This is a genomic window from Segatella copri (genome assembly GCF_051861805.1).
Lineage (GTDB): Bacteria > Bacteroidota > Bacteroidia > Bacteroidales > Bacteroidaceae > Prevotella > Prevotella copri_M.
In genome coordinates this window covers 2902902-2920754 of sequence record NZ_CP146520.1, presented here as the reverse complement: position 1 = coordinate 2920754, position 17853 = coordinate 2902902, and the positions used below count along the sequence as shown (strand labels likewise).

The window sequence follows — 17853 nt, the reverse complement described above, 5'->3', positions numbered from 1 at the left end:
AAGAGTGTTAAATGTTTGAGTTTTAAAGGGATTTTATTTGCTTATAACGGATATTTGTCGTAACTTTGTCGACGGATTGCTAAAGTAGAAGGCACTATTCAAGGTGCTTAAAAAAATAGTAATAGATAATAATTTTAAGTATAGGTAAATTAAGGTGCTGCATTGAATGTCAGGCATCAATATGAAGGTATTAAATTAAGAATTGAATGGAAAAGGAATTTGAAGATTATTGGAATGCACATCGCAAGCGTATGCTGCTGAATGCACCACGCGAATTGCGAGAAGAATACTTGGAGTCTACTAAGTTGGATTCACCAATGGATTGGGTGTGTTTCGTTTTGCCTGTGGCGGTAGGTATCTTGGTACAGCCGCATATACACTTTGCAAGCGAGATACTCTCATGGATTATAGTGCTGCTCATCGTGGTGGTGCTTTTTGCCTTGTTGCAGATGGTGAAGCCGATGTTGCAGAAAAAGAAAACTACTATTCAGGTGATAGAGCAGATTAAGCAATATTACTATGATAGATATAAAAAATACGGATTGGATAAAATGGAGCCTTGGAAATAGGGCTCCATTTTTATGCGATTTATAATGCTTTTATTCGATTTGTAATGCCTTTATTCGATTTGTAATGCCTTTATTCGATTTTTATACTATCATGAAGTCGCTCATCACGTCGTCTGAGATATAGAGACCCTGATGGGTGAGCGATAGCCTTCCGTCTTCTATCTTCATCAGTCCACGCACTATATGCTTCTCTGCTTCCTGCATCATTTTTCCGGCAAGTTCTTTTCCGAATTCCTGTCTCGTCTTCTCGATGTTGATGCCGTCGCTTGTTCGCAATGCAGTGGTAATGAGGTCGTTGTATCGGGTGTTGAGGTCGAGTGTCTCGCTTTCCGATGGCAGTTCGCCTTGGTTGATTCGGGAGATGTATTCACTGATGTCGTCTACGTTCCAGCTTCTCATGGCTTTGCCGTTCCGCTTGTAGGAATGGGCAGCCGCACCTATTCCGATGTAAGGTATCTCGTGCCAGTAGCTGCTGTTGTGGCGTGACCGCTTGCCGGGACGGGCAAAGTTGCTGATTTCGTAGTGCTCGTAGCCGGCTTCGGTCAGCTGGCTGATAAGCTGCTCGTACATCTGGCGGCTGGCCTCCTCGTCTATTTCCTCTATTTTCCCTTGCTCCAGCATTCTGTAGAGGGTGGTTCCCTCTTCATACATCAGACTGTAGGCAGAGATGTGCTCCACGCCCAGATTGATGGCTGCAGCGATGTCGCTCTGCCAGTCGGCTAGGGTTTCTTGGGGGAAACCGAACATCAGGTCGATGCTGATGTTGCGGATGCCGATGCCGCGAAGCCTTTCTACGGCAGTCTTCACCTCGGCAGCATTGTGGCGGCGATGAAGAAAGCGGAGGCGATGGTCTGAGAAGGTCTGCGCACCCATGCTCACACGGTTCACGGGCAGCAGCTTCAGGGTTTCGCAGAATTCCTCGGTCACGTCGTCGGGATTGCACTCCATGGTGATTTCCATCTCCGGCAAGGAAGTTTCATGCCCTTTTTGAGCAGAAAGCTCTTCCTTCCTGGTGTCATCCGGGAATCCGCTTTGAAGATAGTTCTGCCTGATGGCATCGAAGAGGCGGATGAGCTGGTCTCCGGTCAGCTGGCTTGGAGTGCCGCCTCCCAGATAGATGGTTTCGATGTTTTCACCGTCGCCCAGTGCCTTCGGGATGGGGCGCAGTTCCATCTCTCTGCAGAGTGCGTCCACGTAAGCATCTCTCATTTTGAGCGATGTGGTGCTGTAAAAGCCGCAGTAGATGCAGCGGCTTTCGCAGAAGGGGATATGTATGTATAAACCTGCCATAATTCCTGATTCTTTAAATTTTCAATTCTCTTCCCACTTTCCCCTTAATATAATAAGGTGTAGGGGGCGAAAAAAGTCTTAACAAGATGCAAAATTACTAATATGTTTTAAATTATGGCAACTTTTTTGCGAAAATGTTTGGTGGTACGCAAAAAAAAGCGTAATTTAGTAGCATGAAACAGAAAACCGCATGGTTTTACTGATCATGAACAACTGACAAACATTAAGTATAACCCCTTAAAAATCTATAAGCGTCATGAGAGTATATCAGACAAATGAGATTAAAAACATTGCATTGCTGGGCAGTGCGGGTAGCGGCAAGACTACACTTGCCGAAAGTATGTTATTTGAAGCAGGCGTTATCAAGCGTAGAGGCTCTGTAGAAGCGAAGAATACGGTGAGCGACTACTTCCCAGTTGAGCTGGAGTATGGTTACTCTGTGTTCCCTACCGTTTTTCACGTGGAGTGGAACAACAAGAAGTTGAATATCATCGACTGCCCTGGTAGCGACGATTTCGTTGGTGGTGCTATCACATCACTCAACGTAACCGATCAGGCAGTGATCCTTATCAATGGTCAATATGGTCCTGAGGTAGGCACCCAGAACAACTTCCGTTATACCGAGAAGTTGGGCAAGCCTGTCATCTTCCTCGTTAACCAACTTGACTCAGACAAGTGTGATTTTGATAACCTCATTGCTACCATGAAGGACATCTATGGTCCTAAGTGTGTGCAGATTCAATATCCTATCGAGACCGGTCCTGGCTTCAATGCTCTCATTGACGTCTTATTGATGAAAAAATATTCCTGGAAACCAGAAGGCGGTGCACCTATCATCGAGGATATTCCTGAAGAGGAAATGGATAAGGCAATGGAACTGCATGCTGCGCTCGTTGAGGCTGCTGCCGAGAACGACGAGGGTCTGATGGAGAAATTCTTCGAGAGCGAGAGCTTGACAGAGGATGAACTCCGCGAGGGTATCCGCAAGGGTTTGGTTACCCGCAGCATCTTCCCTGTATTCTGCGTTTGCGCCGGTAAGTCAATGGGCGTTCACCGCCTCATGGAGTTCCTGGGCAATGTGGTTCCTTTCGTAAGCGAGATGCCTAAGCTGCACAATACCCGTGGTGAAGAGATTAGTCCTGATACCAACGGTCCTGAGAGTGTTTACTTCTTCAAGACTGGCCTGGAGCCACACATCGGCGAGGTGAGCTACTTCAAGGTGATGAGCGGTTCTATCAAGAGCGGCGACGACCTGACCAATGCCGACCGTGGTTCTAAGGAGCGTATCGGACAGATTTATGCCTGCGCTGGTGCCAACCGTGTGCCTGTGGATCAGTTGAATGCCGGTGACATCGGTTGTACCGTGAAGATGAAGGACGTGAAGACGGGTAATACCCTGAACGGAAAGGGTGCCGAGTGGCGCTTCGATTTCATCAAGTATCCTAACCCTAAGTATTCCCGTGCCATCAAGGCTGCCAATGCTCAGGATACTGAGAAACTGATGGCTGCCCTCATCAAGATGCGCCAGGAAGACCCAACATGGGTGGTTGACCAGAGCAAGGAGCTGCGCCAGGTTATCGTGCGCGGACAGGGTGAGTTCCACCTCCGCACCTTGAAGTGGCGTCTTGAGAACAACGAGAAGCTCAATGTTACCTTCGAGGAGCCTCGCATCCCATATCGTGAGACTATTACCAAGAAGGCTCGTGCCGACTACCGTCATAAGAAGCAGAGTGGTGGTGCTGGTCAGTTTGGTGAGGTTCACCTCATCGTTGAGCCATACGCAGAGGGTATGCCAGACCCTACATCATTCACCTTCAACGGCCAGGAGTTCAAGATGAACATCAAGAGCCGCGAGGAAGTTTCACTGGAGTGGGGTGGCAAGCTGGTATTCCTCAACTCAGTGGTTGGTGGTGCCATCGATGCACGCTTCATGCCTGCCATCCTGAAGGGTATCATGGATTGTATGGAGCACGGACCTCTTACAGGTTCTTATGCCCGCGACGTTCGCGTCATCGTATATGATGGCAAGATGCATCCGGTAGACAGCAACGAGTTGTCGTTCATGCTGGCAGCCCGCCGTGCCTTCAGCGACGCCTTCAAGCAGGCAGGTCCTAAGATTCTGGAGCCTATCTACGATTTGGAGGTTTATGTACCTGCCGACTATATGGGTGATGTGATGAGCGACCTTCAGGGACGCCGTGCCCTCATCATGGGTATGGATTCTGAGGCTGGTTACCAGAAGCTCAGTGCCAAGATTCCTCTGAAGGAGCTTGCCAACTATTCCATCTCTCTGAGTTCACTCACGGGTGGTAGAGCTTCGTTCACTACCAAGTTTGCCAGCTACGAGTTGGTTCCTTCCGACATTCAGAGCAAGCTGATTGCCGACCATGAGGCCGAGCTGGCTAAGGAAGCAGAGTAGAAGAATTATCTCTCTTATATAAATTAAAATTTTATGTTGATATGACCAATAGAGGGGGCGTGCATGTGATATGTACGCTCCCTTACTTGTTTTTCTGAAATTCAAATTCTAAATACGGAGCTATTAATGTTGCTTTTGGTTAAAAACAATTAATATCAAATAAATAATTAACTATTTTGTGTTAATCAATTAAGATTTTTCTTATCTTTGCGCCCATGAAGAAGAAAACGATTTGGACCATAGCCATTATCATGGGCTTTTCGTTCCTCGCGCTGCTATTCCTGCAGCTCAGTTACATCCAGGAGATGGTTAACATGAAGAAGGAACAGTTTGACGAGTCCGTCAACAGAGCCCTATATCAGGCTTCAAGAAACTTGGAGCTGAATGAGACCCTGCGCTATCTTGAAAAAGACGTCAATGAGGCGGAGCGCAAGGCCAACAGGAAAGATTCGGTGGGAACACGGAGCGGCCAGCCGGCAGATGGAACCGTACAGCATTCTCATCAGTATTCTGTGGTGGGCAAGGACGGCACGGTGTATTCATCCTTCGAGTTGAAGACCATCGCCACCAATCCTGCCAACAAGCCGAAGGCGATGATTCTCAGAAGCGACAGGAATTCGCTCAGCGAAACGCAGAAGTCGCTGCAGGAGATAGTGAAGAACCGCTATGTGTATCAGAAGGCTTTGCTCGACGAGGTGGTGTATTCCATCCTCTACTCGGCATCCGACAAGCCTCTGAAGGAGCGAATCAACTTCAAGCAGCTTGATCAGGATCTCAAGGCAGAGATGATGAACAACGGCATCAACATCCCTTATCACTTCACGGTGACAACGCAGGATGGACGAGAGGTGTACCGCTGCCCAGACTTTAGCGACGAGGGCGAGGAGTACAGCTATTCGCAGGTGCTCTTCAGAAACGACCCGCAGTCGAAGATGGGTGTCGTGAAGGTTCACTTCCCTGATATGAACAGCTACATTTTCTCCAGTGTGCGCTTCATGATTCCTAGCATCATCTTCACGCTGGTGCTGCTCATCACCTTCATCTTCACCATCGTGGTCATCTTCCGTCAGAAGAGGTACACGGAAATCAAGAACGATTTCATCAACAACATGACCCACGAGCTGAAGACGCCTATCGCCAGCATCAGTCTGGCTGCACAGATGCTCAACGACCCGTCTGTCTCCAAGAGCGAGCAGATGCAGAAACATCTGGGTGGCGTCATTGACGACGAGTCGAAGCGACTCCGCTTCCTGGTAGAGAAGGTGCTGCAGATGAGTATGTTCGACCGCAAGAAGGCGGTGTTCAAGAAGAAGGAGCTCGACCTCAACGAAATCGTAGAGAATGCAGCCCATTCGTTCTCACTCCGTGTGGAGCATACGGGCGGCAAGATTTACGTAGATATCGAGGCGATAGATTCCACCCTCTTCGTCGACGAGGTGCATTTCCAGAATGTAATCTTCAATCTGATGGACAATGCCGTGAAGTATCGCAAGCCGGATGAGCCTCTGTTCATCACGATGAAGACATGGAATGATGAACATCATCTCTATCTGTCCATCAACGATACGGGCATGGGAATGAAGAAGGAGAACCTGAAGAAGATATTCGACAAGTTCTATCGCGTTCATACCGGCAATGTGCACGACGTGAAGGGCTTCGGCCTCGGTCTTGCCTACGTTAAGAAGGTAGTGGATTTGCATGATGGCGAAATCAAGGTAGAAAGCGAGTTGGGCAAGGGCACCACCTTTACCATCAAGCTGCCTGTGATTCATGATTAATTCATGATTGATTCATGATTAATTCATGCCAAATCAGTATTCAATATTTAAAAATTCAACAATAGTAAAAAAGAATATTAACAAATTAAATAGATTAAGATATGGAAGAGACAGTAAAGATCCTGCTTTGCGAGGATGATGAAAACTTGGGTATGTTGCTCCGTGAGTATTTGTTGACCAAGGGTTTTGATACAACATTGTGCCCTGACGGTGAGGCAGGTTTCAAGGAGTTTTCCAAGAATAAGTTTGATATTGCCGTGCTCGACGTGATGATGCCAAAGAAGGATGGTTTCACCCTGGCACAGGAAATCCGCCAGCAGAATGTAGATATGCCAATCGTATTCCTCACAGCCAAGACTCTGAAGGAAGACATTCTCGAGGGTTTCAAAATTGGTGCAGATGATTATATCACCAAGCCATTCTCTATGGAGGAGCTGGTGTTCCGTGTAGAGGCTATCCTTCGCCGTGTACGCGGCAAGAAGTCTAAGGAGTCAACCATGTATCACATCGGTAAGTTCACCTTCGATACACAGAAGCAGCTGCTTACCATCAATGGCGAGCAGACCAAGTTGACAACCAAGGAGAATGAGCTTCTCGCTCTTCTCTGCGCTCATGCCAACGAGATTCTTCAGCGTGATTTCGCCCTGAAGACCATCTGGATAGACGATAACTACTTCAATGCCCGCTCAATGGATGTATATATCACCAAGCTGCGCAAGCATCTGAAGGAAGATCCGCAGATAGAGATCATCAACATCCATGGCAAGGGCTATAAGCTCATCGTGCCAGATGCAGAATAATGCCTATATTATATAAGGTGTAAGAAGAAAAGGGATAAGTCGGCAGCCGACTTATCCCTTTTTCAATGAATACACGAATCCTGCCACACCGGCAAGAACGAAGAATAATCCGGCGAAGAGCATGATGTTGCTCTTCATGGAAAAGGCGAAGCTGGCAGCAAGCAGCAAAACGCCCAGCACAATGAACGTCATGCCCATGGAAGGGATGACGCGGAGCGAATCTTTCAATTTTTTGTTCATAATTCCTACTATTTTCAAATATTTCCTGCAAAAGTACAAAAAATATTTGGTTAATTCAAAAAAAAATTGTAATTTTGCACCGCAATTCGTGAAATAGAGGTGTTTTCGCACACATTTCGTCGTTTTGCAAGAGAATTTTAATATTAATATTTAATCATTTACAAAGTAGTATGAATCAATACGAAACCGTTTTCATTTTGACTCCCGTTTTGTCTGATGAACAGATGAAGGAAACGGTCGCTAAGTTCGAGAAGGTACTCACCGATAATGGTGCTGAGATTCTGAACAAGGAGGCTTGGGGTTTGAAGAAGTTGGCTTACAACATCGAGAAGAAGACATCAGGCTTCTACAGCTTGGTTGAGTTCAAGGCAGAGCCAACTGTTATCGCTAAACTCGAGACAGCTTTCCGCCGCGACGAGAAAGTAATTCGTTACATGACTGTTAAACTTGACAAGTATGCCGTTGCTTACGCAGAGAAGCGTCGTGCAAAGCTTGGTAAAAAAGAGGAGGCTTAATCATGGCAGATCAGAAATCAGAAATCCGTTATTTGACCGCTCCTTCTATCGACACAAAGAAGAAGAAGTATTGCCGTTTCAAGAAGAGCGGCATTAAGTACATCGACTATAAGGACCCAGAGTTCTTGAAGAAGTTCTTGAACGAGCAGGGTAAGATCCTTCCACGTCGTATCACAGGTACATCTTTGAAGTATCAGCGCCGCGTGGCACAGGCTGTTAAGCGTGCTCGCCAGATCGCTTTGCTTCCTTACGTAACCGATTTGATGAAGTAATTTAAGGAGGAGAAGAAGAAATGGAAATTATTTTGAAGCAAGATATTATCGGTCTTGGATACAAGAACGATATCGTAAATGTAAAGAGTGGTTATGGTCGTAACTTCCTTATCCCTACAGGTAAGGCTGTTATCGCTTCTCCAGCTGCTAAGAAGCAGTTGGCTGAGGACTTGAAGCAGCAGGCTCACAAGCTTGAGGCTATCAAGGCTGAGGCTGTTAAGAAGGGCGAGGCTCTCAATGGCATCGTTCTTACTATCGCTGCTAAGGTTAGTGCTACAGGTCAGCTCTACGGTTCAGTTAACGCTGCTACCGTTGCTGAGGAGCTCGCTAAGAAGGGCATCGAGGTTGATCGCAAGATCATCACTATGAAGGATGCTAAGAAGGTTGGCGAGTACGAGGCTACTGTACACTATCACAAGGAGGTTGAGGTTAAGGTTCCAGTGAACGTTGTTGCTGAGAACGCTCCTGTTGCAGCTCCTGCTGCTGAGGAGGCTCCAGTTGAGGCTCCTGCTACAGAGGAAGAGGCTCCAGCTGCTGAGTAATCCCTTAAGGATAAAAATATCTCAAATCGACAAAAGTACGATAATTTTCGCACTGTAAAGCAAATTAATATAAAGAATCCCTTTTGCCGCAAGGCATTAGGGATTTTTTTTGTGTGTTTTAAGTCCGATTCTCAGATTTTTGTTGTTTTTCTCACGTTTCTCAGTTTTTTATTGTACCTTTGCAAGCGAAATAAGAAAATGATTGTAGAAAAATAGAATATTATTTATAAACTAAAAAAATAGGATAAAATGAAAGCATTTGTTTTCCCTGGACAGGGTTCTCAGTTCGTAGGTATGGGTAAGGACCTCTACGATAACAACACATTGGCAAAAGAACTTTTTGATAAGGCCGACGAGATTCTCGGCTTCAAGATTACTGATATCATGTTCGCCGGTACCGACGAGCAGCTCAAGGAGACCAAGGTTACACAGCCTGCTGTGTTCCTCCACTCTGTCATCTCTGCCCTCTGCCTGGGCGAGGAGTTCAACCCAGCTATGGTGGCTGGTCACTCTCTCGGTGAGTTCTCAGCATTGGTTGCTGCCGGCGCCATGGCTTTCGAGGATGGCTTGAAGCTCGTTGCTGCGCGTGCCAACGCTATGCAGAAGGCTTGCGAGGCTAACCCTGGTACAATGGCTGCCATCATCGGCTTGCCAGACGAGAAGGTTGAGGAAATCTGCGCTGAGGTAAGCACAGAGGGCAACGTGGTGGTTGCTGCTAACTACAACTGCCCTGGTCAGCTCGTTATCTCTGGTAACGTTGACGCTATCAACGCTGCCTGCGAGAAGCTGAAGGCTGCCGGCGCTAAGCGTGCTTTGCCATTGAAGGTGGGTGGTGCTTTCCACTCTCCATTGATGCAGCCAGCCAAGGACGAACTCCAGGCTGCCATCGAGAAGACTACATTCTCTGCACCTAAGTGCCCAGTTTACCAGAACGTGGACGGCAAGCCTCATACAGACCCAGCCGAGATTCAGAAGAACCTCATCGCTCAGCTCACAAGCTCAGTTCGCTGGACATCTTCTGTTCAGGCTATGATTGCCGATGGTGCTGACGACTTCACAGAGTGTGGTCCTGGTAAGGCATTGCAGGGCATGATCGGTCGCATCGACAAGACTGTCGCTGCTCACGGTATCGCTTAGTTCTTTGTATGGAGAAAAAAATCGTAATCTATCAGGTTCTTCCACGTCTCTTTGGCAATGGCAACACCACTTGCAAGGAGAATGGAACCATTGAGGAAAATGGTTGCGGAAAACTGAATAACTTTACCGACGATGTGCTGGCCCGTATCCATGATATGGGCTTCACGCACGTCTGGTACACAGGTGTGATTCGTCACGCCACCCAGACAAACTACTCTTCTTATGGAATTCCTACCCAGCATGCCGAGGTGGTGAAGGGCAAGGCAGGTTCGCCATACGCCATCACCGACTATTACGACATCGACCCGGATCTGGCAGTGAACGTGAGCATGCGAATGAAGGAGTGGGAGAGTCTCATCGAGCGCACGCACAAGGCAGGCATGAAGGTAATCATGGATTTCGTGCCAAACCATGTGGCCCGAGAGTATCATTCCATTTGCAAACCGGCAGATGTACGAGATTTAGGAGAAGATGATGATCCGAACATGCATTTCTCTACCAGGAATAATTTCTATTATGCCTGGGGCGATCTGGATTTGAACGAGATTCGTCATTCTAAGCCAGAATTCAAGGCTTTTCATGCTAAAGACGCTAAAATTTATGAGCAGTATGAGGAGAGCCCTGCCAAGGCCACGGGTAACGACCGCTTTGACAACCGCCCTGGTTGCAACGACTGGTATGAGACCGTGAAGCTCAACTATGGTGTGGATTATTGCGATGCCGGAGGCAGAAGCTATCATTACGAGCCGGTGCCAAGCACCTGGGGCAAGATGACCGATATTCTGCTCTTCTGGGCAAGTAAGGGTGTGGATGGCTTCCGCTGCGACATGGCAGAGATGGTGCCTACTGCATTCTGGGCCTACGCCACACAGATTCTGAAGGCGAAGTATCCTCACATCGTGGTTATCGGCGAGGTGTATGATCCTAACCAGTATCGCAACTACGTGAAGGCAGGCTTCGATTATCTCTACGACAAGGTGGGCATGTACGATTGTCTGCGTGGTGTGATTCGCGGCGAGCGTCCGGCAGCCAGCATCACCCATGAGTGGCAGGTGGTGGATGATATCCGCCAGCACATGCTCTATTTCCTTGAGAATCATGATGAGCAGCGCATCGCCAGCGATTTCTTCAGCGGCAGTGCCATGAAGGCGATTCCTGCGGCAGCCATGAGCCTCTTCTTCCAGAAGAATCCTTTCATGCTCTATAGCGGACAGGAGTTTGGCGAGAAGGGTATGGACAAGGAGGGATTCAGCGGCAGAGACGGCAGAACCACGATATTCGACTACTGGAGCCCGTCTACCCTGACTCATGCCTATCAGGATTCGGCCGATGGGACCCTGACTCCGGAGCAGAAGTATCTGGCAGCCACCTATCGCCAGCTTCTCCGACTTGCCAACGAGGAGAAGGCGCTTCGCGAGGGTGATACCTTCGACCTGATGTATGTGAATCCGGGTTCAGAGAATTTCGACCCGCGAACCAACTTTGCCTTCCTTCGCAAGAAGGATGATGAAGTGATGCTCATCGTGCTCAACTTTGCTCAGGAGGCCCGCCAGCTGCAGGTTTGCATCCCTGGCCATGCCTTCGATTTCTTCCAGATAGCAGAAGAGGAGGTGCTCGTTACAGAGCTGTTCTCGGGTGGCAAGAAGAAGGTAGAGTTGAAGAAGGACGGGGTATTCCCGATATCAATGGATGCCAACGGAGTAAGAATCTATAAATTCAATGTCAAGATGGAGGAGACTGATTTCATATTGAATGAGCATCACAAGGAGGAATTCCCTCCTGCTCATACGGCTGAGCATCTGCTCAACCAGTTGATGGTTCGTATGTTTGGTTGCGAGCGCAGCAAGAATGCCCATATCGAGCGCAAGAAGAGCAAGATGACCTTCGTGGTTGATCACAAGCCTACCCGCCAGGAGGAGAAGGCGATCGAGACGGAGATGAATCGCCTGATAGAGCTTGATATGCCAGTGACCTACGAGTTTGTGGATCGTGACCACATCCCAGCTGGTGTGAAGATAGACCGTCTTCCAGACGATGCCAGCGACACCTTGCGTCTGGTTCGCATTGGCGACTACGATGTTTGTCCATGCATTGGCAAGCACGTGCGTTCAACGGCTCAGATTGGCAAGTTTGTATTGCTCGGTACGAATTGGGATGAGCATGCTCACTCATTGCGTATCCGCTTCAAGATTGTGCAGTAATCGTTGATGCATTGCATTGACCCGATAGCCTGTGGTTTCTTTTCAGGCTTAATTCCCGATAAAGGGTATATGGTTGTTTTTTCAGGCAGCTGTATGCCCTTTTTCTCTTTCTTCATCTTCTCCTTTGTGCCCTTCTCTTTCTTTTTTCCGGAATCGGGTGCAAAGTTACGGCTATTTTCCGATACCGCCAAAAATCACCCTGCAGAGTTATGTGAAATTCCGTTAAAATATCGGGGGATATGCGTTAAAGAAAAAAACTCATGGTTTTGGTAACGAGAAAACATAGTTTTTCTTGTACGAACTCATAGCTTCTCTTGTACGAACTCATAGTGTGCTTACAGACTGCTGCTTACTGCTTACTGACAGCTTATTACGATTACTGATTACTGATTACGATTACAGTTCCATTTTCCGCTAGTTGTCTTATCAGGTGTGAAGGGAGCTTTTAAAGAAGGGTATATTATATATATATATTTATATAGATATATATATAATATACCTCCCCATATAACCCCTCATACATCGTTCGGAAAATGGAACTGTAATCGTAATCAGTAATCACTTTCAGCAAAGTAAGAGAAAAAGTTGGTGGGGTTCATCAGATGAAGGTCACCAAACTATATATGTTGATAATCAGATAGTTGTAAGTGAAAGGAAAAGATGGGATAGCCTATGTTTTTCAATATATTTTTAGGGAATCTATCGAAGTTACCTCCTGTCATTTTCCAGAAAAAAACAGAAAGATAGAAAATAATCTTTTGAAAGCTTGCCAGTTTCATTTCTTTTTATTATTTTTGCAACCATAAATATCAGTATATTGAAGATAAAGGCTGATATAAGGGATAAATATCATTATAATGATAGATAAATGATAGAAGATTATGGCAGATTTATATGAATATTCTACTCCAGAGTTGGTACGCTTGCTGGGAGTGAGATTCAAGGAATACAGATTGCGATGCAATCTCACCCAGAAGGAGGTAGCCGAGCTTACGGGGCTTGGCTTGACCACCATCCATAAATTTGAGAATGGCACAGCTGGCAATCTTTCGCTAGCCACTTTTCTTCTCTTGCTGAAGGTGGTAGGTCAGATTGATGCCATCAATGATGTGCTTCCAGAGCTGCCCCCTTCCCCTTATCTGATGAGAAAGGATGAGAAGAAAGCACAGAGAATTCGTCATACTAAACAATAATGGGCTATGGTAAATACGTTGAGAGTAATGCTTTGGGACGAAGAAATCGGTCGCTTAGCATGGGACGATCGCCGCAGGCTGTCGTACTTCACATATAATCCTGAGTTTTTGAAGAAGGGAATCGAAGTTTCTCCTCTTCAGGCTCCTGTGCATGGTATCCGTGCGATGATACCAGTGTGGGGAGAGGATGCCAGAATGTACCAAAAACTTCCTGCATTTTTGGCAGATTCGTTGCCGGATGCTTGGGGTAATCAGCTTTTCGAGCTTTGGCGAATTCAAAATCATATTCCTAATGCTGATATAACTCCGTTGGATAAACTATCCTTTATCGGTAAGCGAGGTATGGGTGCATTGGAATTCTTGCCAGAGGTGGCAAAGACGGATAAGGCTGAAATGATAGATGTCAAGTCGTTGGCCGATTTGGCAGAGCGCATATTCATCGAGCGTGAAAATGCCCACATCATGCCAGAGGAATCTATCACTATGCAGTCTTTGCTTACCGTGGGAACATCGGCTGGTGGACGGCAACCTAAGGCTATCATTGCCATCAATAAAGATACAGGGGAAATACGAAGCGGTCAGGTGGCTGGGCTGCAGGATTATGATTATTACATATTGAAATTTGGAGACACAAAATACAGTTCTGCTGAGATAGAGATGACCTACTATGAGATGGCCATCAAGTCGGGAATAGATATGATGCCATCCAGACTATATGAGATTGATGGAAACAGGAATTTCATAACGAAGCGTTTCGATCGTGATGGTGAGCGGAAATTGCATACACAGACCCTTGCTGCGATTTCTCCGGAAACCGATAGCTATGAGGGACTTGTGGCTATCTGTAGAAAATTACATTTGCCGGAGACTGATTGTCAGGAAGTATTTCGCAGACTTGTGTTCAATGTCCTTTCCAACAATACGGATGATCATACAAAGAATTTCTCTTTTGTGATGGACGAGGCGGGTCTTTGGCGTTTGTCGCCAGCCTACGATCTTACTTATATTATAGATACGGGAGGCTATTTACCCAATACGGGTCATTGTATGTATGTAAGGTCTAAGCTGCATCATATTTCTTACGATGATGCCATTCAGTTTGCCAAGGACAATGGTATTCGTCGTGCTGATGCAATCATCAGGGAAGTAGCTGATTCACTGCGGCAATACCGTGAAATTGCCAAGCGAAATGAGGTTCAGGACAGATGGATCAGTTCCATAGAGTCAGCGATAAATGCTCATCTCGTATCATGGGGGTTGGAGGATAAAGGCAACAGTTCTTCTTCTTTTGAGATAGATGGCAAAAGTTGTACTGATGTTCGCATAGAGCAGGCTTACAAAGGCAACTTCCATTTGTATGCAAGCATAGATGGGCGAGACTGTAAGTTTATTATCGGAAAGAACAAGCCCGAATATGCTATGATTCAAGAGACGGGATTGTCCAATCTTTCAGAGTCGATGCTCATGGATTTGGTTGCGAAATATCTGCTGAGATAGTATCGCGGCCTGATATAAATGTCAATATATTGAAGATAAAGGCTGATATAAGGGATAAATATCATTATAATGATAGATAAATAATAGAAGATTATGGCAGATAAAAATAACATCTAACAATACTGCGTATGAAACGTTATACAATAAAGAACCTACCACCCTCTATTCATAAAGAGACAGAGGATATACGACTTACTTTTGCCAAAAGCAGAAGTACATTCTTATGGTGTGCATTCAAGGACTTGCTTTTGAATGAAACTCTTCCTATGAGGATCATTATTGCCATCCTTGTCATAGGAGCCATCGGATTGGTGGCTTTAGACCGTCCTGAAAAATCCATCACCTGCTTGATAGTCCTGCTTATCTACTATGTAAGATACATTTGGACAGTCAACAAAGTTTACTCCTTGTATAAGGAAGGTACTTTTCCGATGCTTACATTCGAAGGACCGCAAAATACAATGAGCGTCGAGGAGGGAAAAAGGTATGTCCGGTTGGAGTCGCCAACCTGGGAAGAAGTGGACCGTATCTGCTTTTACCACAATTGCTTGGTTGTAGGAATGAACAAAAAATCAGAGTATGGGCTATTGTTTATGTGGACAAACGATATGGAAAAAGCGCAGCAAACAGCTTTGGACATGTGGCGGAATGCCTTGGATGCCAAAGCTTCCAACACGAAGATGCCTGAGTTCTATTCAGAAACAGAAGTCGATGAAATATCCAATTTCATTGAGAACATTTTCGGCAATTACGAACTTGTCCTTCACGAGATAGTCTCTCCTGATATTCACGTGGACATTGCTATCATTCCTCCTACTGAAGAACGCAATTATTATACTTTGTGTACAATGGGCGTGGGAGCGCATCGCATGAACGTGCCTGATACATTAAGGTATGAATCCCTAATTGCTGAACGTGTGGAGTTATTGATGTATCTTCCTGCTGACTGGAATCTGTCAGAGGAAGCATCGGAAGACGAACGGAATTTCTGGCCTATTCGTCTCTTGAAAGATTTTGCTCGTATGCCTATCTATAGCGACAGTTGGATGGGTTGGGGACATTCTTTAGGGCAAGAAGAGGTAGAACTCTTTGCAGAGGGCGTTCCATATTCTGCAGCTGTCCTGTTGGCACCACAACCCGACATTGACAACTTCACGTCTTGCCCTTTGACGGTTGGTAAGACTGTAGATTTCTTCCAAGTTTTTCCACTAACTCACGAAGAATTGGAATACAAGATAAAATGTGCCGAGGATGAAGATTGTGAATCTCCTACCGATATGCTGTTAGACCATATTCATGCCGACCGTGAGCATTGGCTGGACTATGCTTTAAGCCGCTTTGATTATCGAGAAAAAAAATAACAACGTTTACCAAGGGTCAACTCGTGTGTCGCTATTTGACTGTCTGGATTTCGTAAATATAGATACAGCTCCATGCTATATGAGATACATTCCGATATGGGCATAATTGTAACTTGCCTGTAACTTGCCTACAAATCGTTGCTTCTTCTACTGGAATCAATAATGTTACGATGGATTCTAATGTAAGCAATTGTCCTGTTTATAATATGAACGGGCAGAGAGTAGGAGGTAGTTATAAGGGCGTAGTAATCCAGAATGGATAAAAGAGATTAGTAAAGTAAAAACTTGCAGGATATATTATAAATGAAAAACAGCCAACTTTCAAATGTTATTGAAGGTTGGCTGTTTTTTTCTTGCTCAAAAGTTTGTATTATTAATAATTATTTGTATCTTTGCAGTGCGAGAACCCGCCAAGCCTCTCAACGATGCTCAAATGTGCGGGTCGTTTTGTATAATACGTTTATTCTCAAAATACGCTAATGTAAAGATTACTGCATTTTTTAGTCGTTTAAGTAGGAGTCGCCGCAGTCGAAAGAATCAACTTTATATTCTGTATCTGAATCAAAACGATAAATATTCATCCTAAAAGTGCGTTATATGTTAAATTCCAATTTTTCATGATGATGGCACTACGGTATGAACCTAAGAAACCGAAGTACATAGCTTCCGTGTGCTGGTTGTCGTTGTTCCTATCATCCTTGCTCTAACAAATCTTTGTCTGTCAGAAAATCCAATAATCCAACCGTCAATACTCCGAGTTCGTCTTCTTTGCGATGGATGTCATCACCTACAATAACAATCTTACGGAAGTGGTCATTGATTGACAATAGTGGGCGTCGCTCTTGTTCTTCCTTCTCTGGCGTAGGCATGTGGAAAGCTGACTGGATATACACCCTGTATGGAGGACGGTTTACTACAAAGTCAACCTCTAGCTGCTTTCTTGTAAACTTGCCGTTCTCATCCTTACCACCAAGTTCTACCAATCCTACGTCCACATTATATCCACGGCTACGAAGCTCATTATAGATAATGTTTTCCATAATGTGCGTTTCTTCCTGCTGTCGATAGTTGAGAATGGCTGCACGTATGCCGATATCTGCGAAGTAGTATTTCGTCTCGGTACCAATATATTTTCTGCCTTTCACATCATAGCGCAAGGCTTCTTCTATCAAGAAAGAGTCTTTCAGATAGTCAATATATTGTTTTATAGTGTCTCTTTTTATGGTTACCCCTTGTGCTGATCGAATGGTATTGGCTATTCTCGTTGGATTGGTTGATGAGCCAATGCCCGAAGCTAGAACACGCACCAATTCCTTCATTCCTTCAGGATTACGCAGATGGTTGCGCTCTATTACGTCACGCAGATAGGTGGTTTCATACAGACCACGCAAATAGTCTGTTTTCTTTTCTTCTGTTTCGAGCAAAGCCACCTGTGGTAGTCCGCCAAAGGTATAGTAGTTCAGCCATGCTTTGCGTATATCGCCACCAATGCCTTTAAAGTATTCGTCAAAGGTGAGAGGCCAGATACGTATCTCGTCACCTCTGCCTCGGAACTCAGTCACAACATCACTTGACAGAAAGCGAGAGTTTGAGCCTGACACATACACATCCACATTTCTCATGTGTGTCAAGCTAAGAATAACCTCCACAAATTCTTCTACCAGTTGCACCTCGTCTAAGACTATATAATAAGGATAGCCATCATTCACCACCTTTGAGTCTATATAGTCAAGTAAAGCATCAGGCTTCCTCAATCGTCTATTTCGGAAATCATCAAGTTGTATCTCGATGATGTGACTATCAGTCACCCCATGTTCCAACAGCCAATTATGCCAGATATCAAACAGCAGGAATGACTTTCCACATCGTCTGACACCTGTTATAATCTTCACAAGACCGTTCCCGCGTCCTGCAATAAGTTCATTCAAGTATTTCTTACGTTCAAATATCATATTAGAGTACTATTTTTGATACTGGTATCACATTTTACACCGCAAAGATAACATTTATATCTCGAAATACCGCATAAACAATGAAAA

At 45.5% G+C, this 17853-nt stretch carries 15 protein-coding genes; 12 read left to right on the top strand and 3 right to left on the bottom strand.

Annotated features, from left to right (window positions below; all coding sequences use genetic code 11):
- The first annotated feature begins 206 nt into the window (after positions 1–206).
- Positions 207–569 carry a hypothetical protein gene (locus V8Z93_RS11580; protein WP_203039864.1) on the top strand — a complete coding sequence of 121 codons (363 nt, stop codon included), beginning with the start codon at positions 207–209 and terminating at the stop codon, positions 567–569.
- Positions 570–650: 81 nt separating this feature from the next.
- Here V8Z93_RS11580 and hemW read toward each other — a convergent pair whose 3' ends face one another.
- Positions 651–1859 (bottom strand): radical SAM family heme chaperone HemW, encoded by a 1209-nt coding sequence (gene hemW, locus V8Z93_RS11575; RefSeq protein ID WP_439431581.1) that lies wholly within the window; start codon positions 1857–1859, stop codon positions 651–653.
- Positions 1860–2115: 256 nt separating this feature from the next.
- Between hemW and V8Z93_RS11570 the strand changes: the two genes are divergently transcribed.
- The 3 genes from V8Z93_RS11570 (at position 2116) to rprY (ending at position 6856) form a co-directional block, all read left to right on the top strand.
- Positions 2116–4278 (top strand): elongation factor G, encoded by a 2163-nt coding sequence (locus tag V8Z93_RS11570; protein ID WP_439431580.1) that lies wholly within the window; start codon positions 2116–2118, stop codon positions 4276–4278.
- 215 nt (positions 4279–4493) lie between these two features.
- On the top strand, positions 4494–6056 hold the full coding sequence (locus V8Z93_RS11565) for a sensor histidine kinase (protein WP_203039858.1): 1563 nt from the start codon (positions 4494–4496) through the stop codon (positions 6054–6056).
- A gap of 101 nt (positions 6057–6157) precedes the next feature.
- Positions 6158–6856, top strand: a complete 699-nt coding sequence (gene rprY / locus V8Z93_RS11560; RefSeq protein WP_203039856.1) for a response regulator transcription factor RprY — start codon at positions 6158–6160, stop codon at positions 6854–6856.
- A 51-nt stretch (positions 6857–6907) separates the two neighbouring features.
- Here the strand turns inward: rprY and V8Z93_RS11555 are convergent, their stop codons facing one another.
- Positions 6908–7096, bottom strand: coding sequence for a hypothetical protein (locus tag V8Z93_RS11555; RefSeq protein ID WP_203039854.1), 189 nt, complete (start codon positions 7094–7096; stop codon positions 6908–6910).
- Between the two features lie 170 nt (positions 7097–7266).
- Here V8Z93_RS11555 and rpsF point away from each other — a divergent pair, with 170 nt between their 5' ends.
- From rpsF to V8Z93_RS11515, 8 genes are all read left to right on the top strand, one after another.
- A complete protein-coding gene (rpsF, locus tag V8Z93_RS11550) occupies positions 7267–7611 on the top strand; it encodes a 30S ribosomal protein S6 (protein ID WP_203039853.1) in 345 nt (114 codons plus the stop codon).
- Between the two features lie 2 nt (positions 7612–7613).
- Positions 7614–7883, top strand: coding sequence for a 30S ribosomal protein S18 (gene rpsR, locus V8Z93_RS11545; RefSeq protein ID WP_006847399.1), 270 nt, complete (start codon positions 7614–7616; stop codon positions 7881–7883).
- 20 nt (positions 7884–7903) lie between these two features.
- Complete coding sequence (gene rplI, locus V8Z93_RS11540; protein WP_203039851.1) at positions 7904–8425, top strand: 50S ribosomal protein L9; 522 nt, start codon at positions 7904–7906, stop codon at positions 8423–8425.
- 249 nt (positions 8426–8674) lie between these two features.
- A complete protein-coding gene (gene fabD, locus V8Z93_RS11535) occupies positions 8675–9562 on the top strand; it encodes an ACP S-malonyltransferase (RefSeq protein ID WP_439431579.1) in 888 nt (295 codons plus the stop codon).
- 8 nt (positions 9563–9570) lie between these two features.
- Positions 9571–11763 carry an alpha-amylase family glycosyl hydrolase gene (locus V8Z93_RS11530; RefSeq protein ID WP_439431578.1) on the top strand — a complete coding sequence of 731 codons (2193 nt, stop codon included), beginning with the start codon at positions 9571–9573 and terminating at the stop codon, positions 11761–11763.
- Positions 11764–12644: 881 nt separating this feature from the next.
- On the top strand, positions 12645–12956 hold the full coding sequence (locus tag V8Z93_RS11525; protein ID WP_439431577.1) for a helix-turn-helix domain-containing protein: 312 nt from the start codon (positions 12645–12647) through the stop codon (positions 12954–12956).
- A 6-nt stretch (positions 12957–12962) separates the two neighbouring features.
- A complete protein-coding gene (locus tag V8Z93_RS11520; protein WP_439431576.1) occupies positions 12963–14453 on the top strand; it encodes a type II toxin-antitoxin system HipA family toxin in 1491 nt (496 codons plus the stop codon).
- A gap of 128 nt (positions 14454–14581) precedes the next feature.
- Entirely contained in the window at positions 14582–15814 is a 1233-nt protein-coding gene (locus V8Z93_RS11515) for a suppressor of fused domain protein (RefSeq protein ID WP_217765371.1), read from the top strand.
- A gap of 692 nt (positions 15815–16506) precedes the next feature.
- Here V8Z93_RS11515 and V8Z93_RS11510 read toward each other — a convergent pair.
- A complete protein-coding gene (locus tag V8Z93_RS11510) occupies positions 16507–17766 on the bottom strand; it encodes an ATP-binding protein (RefSeq protein WP_439431575.1) in 1260 nt (419 codons plus the stop codon).
- Positions 17767–17853: the final 87 nt, after the last annotated feature.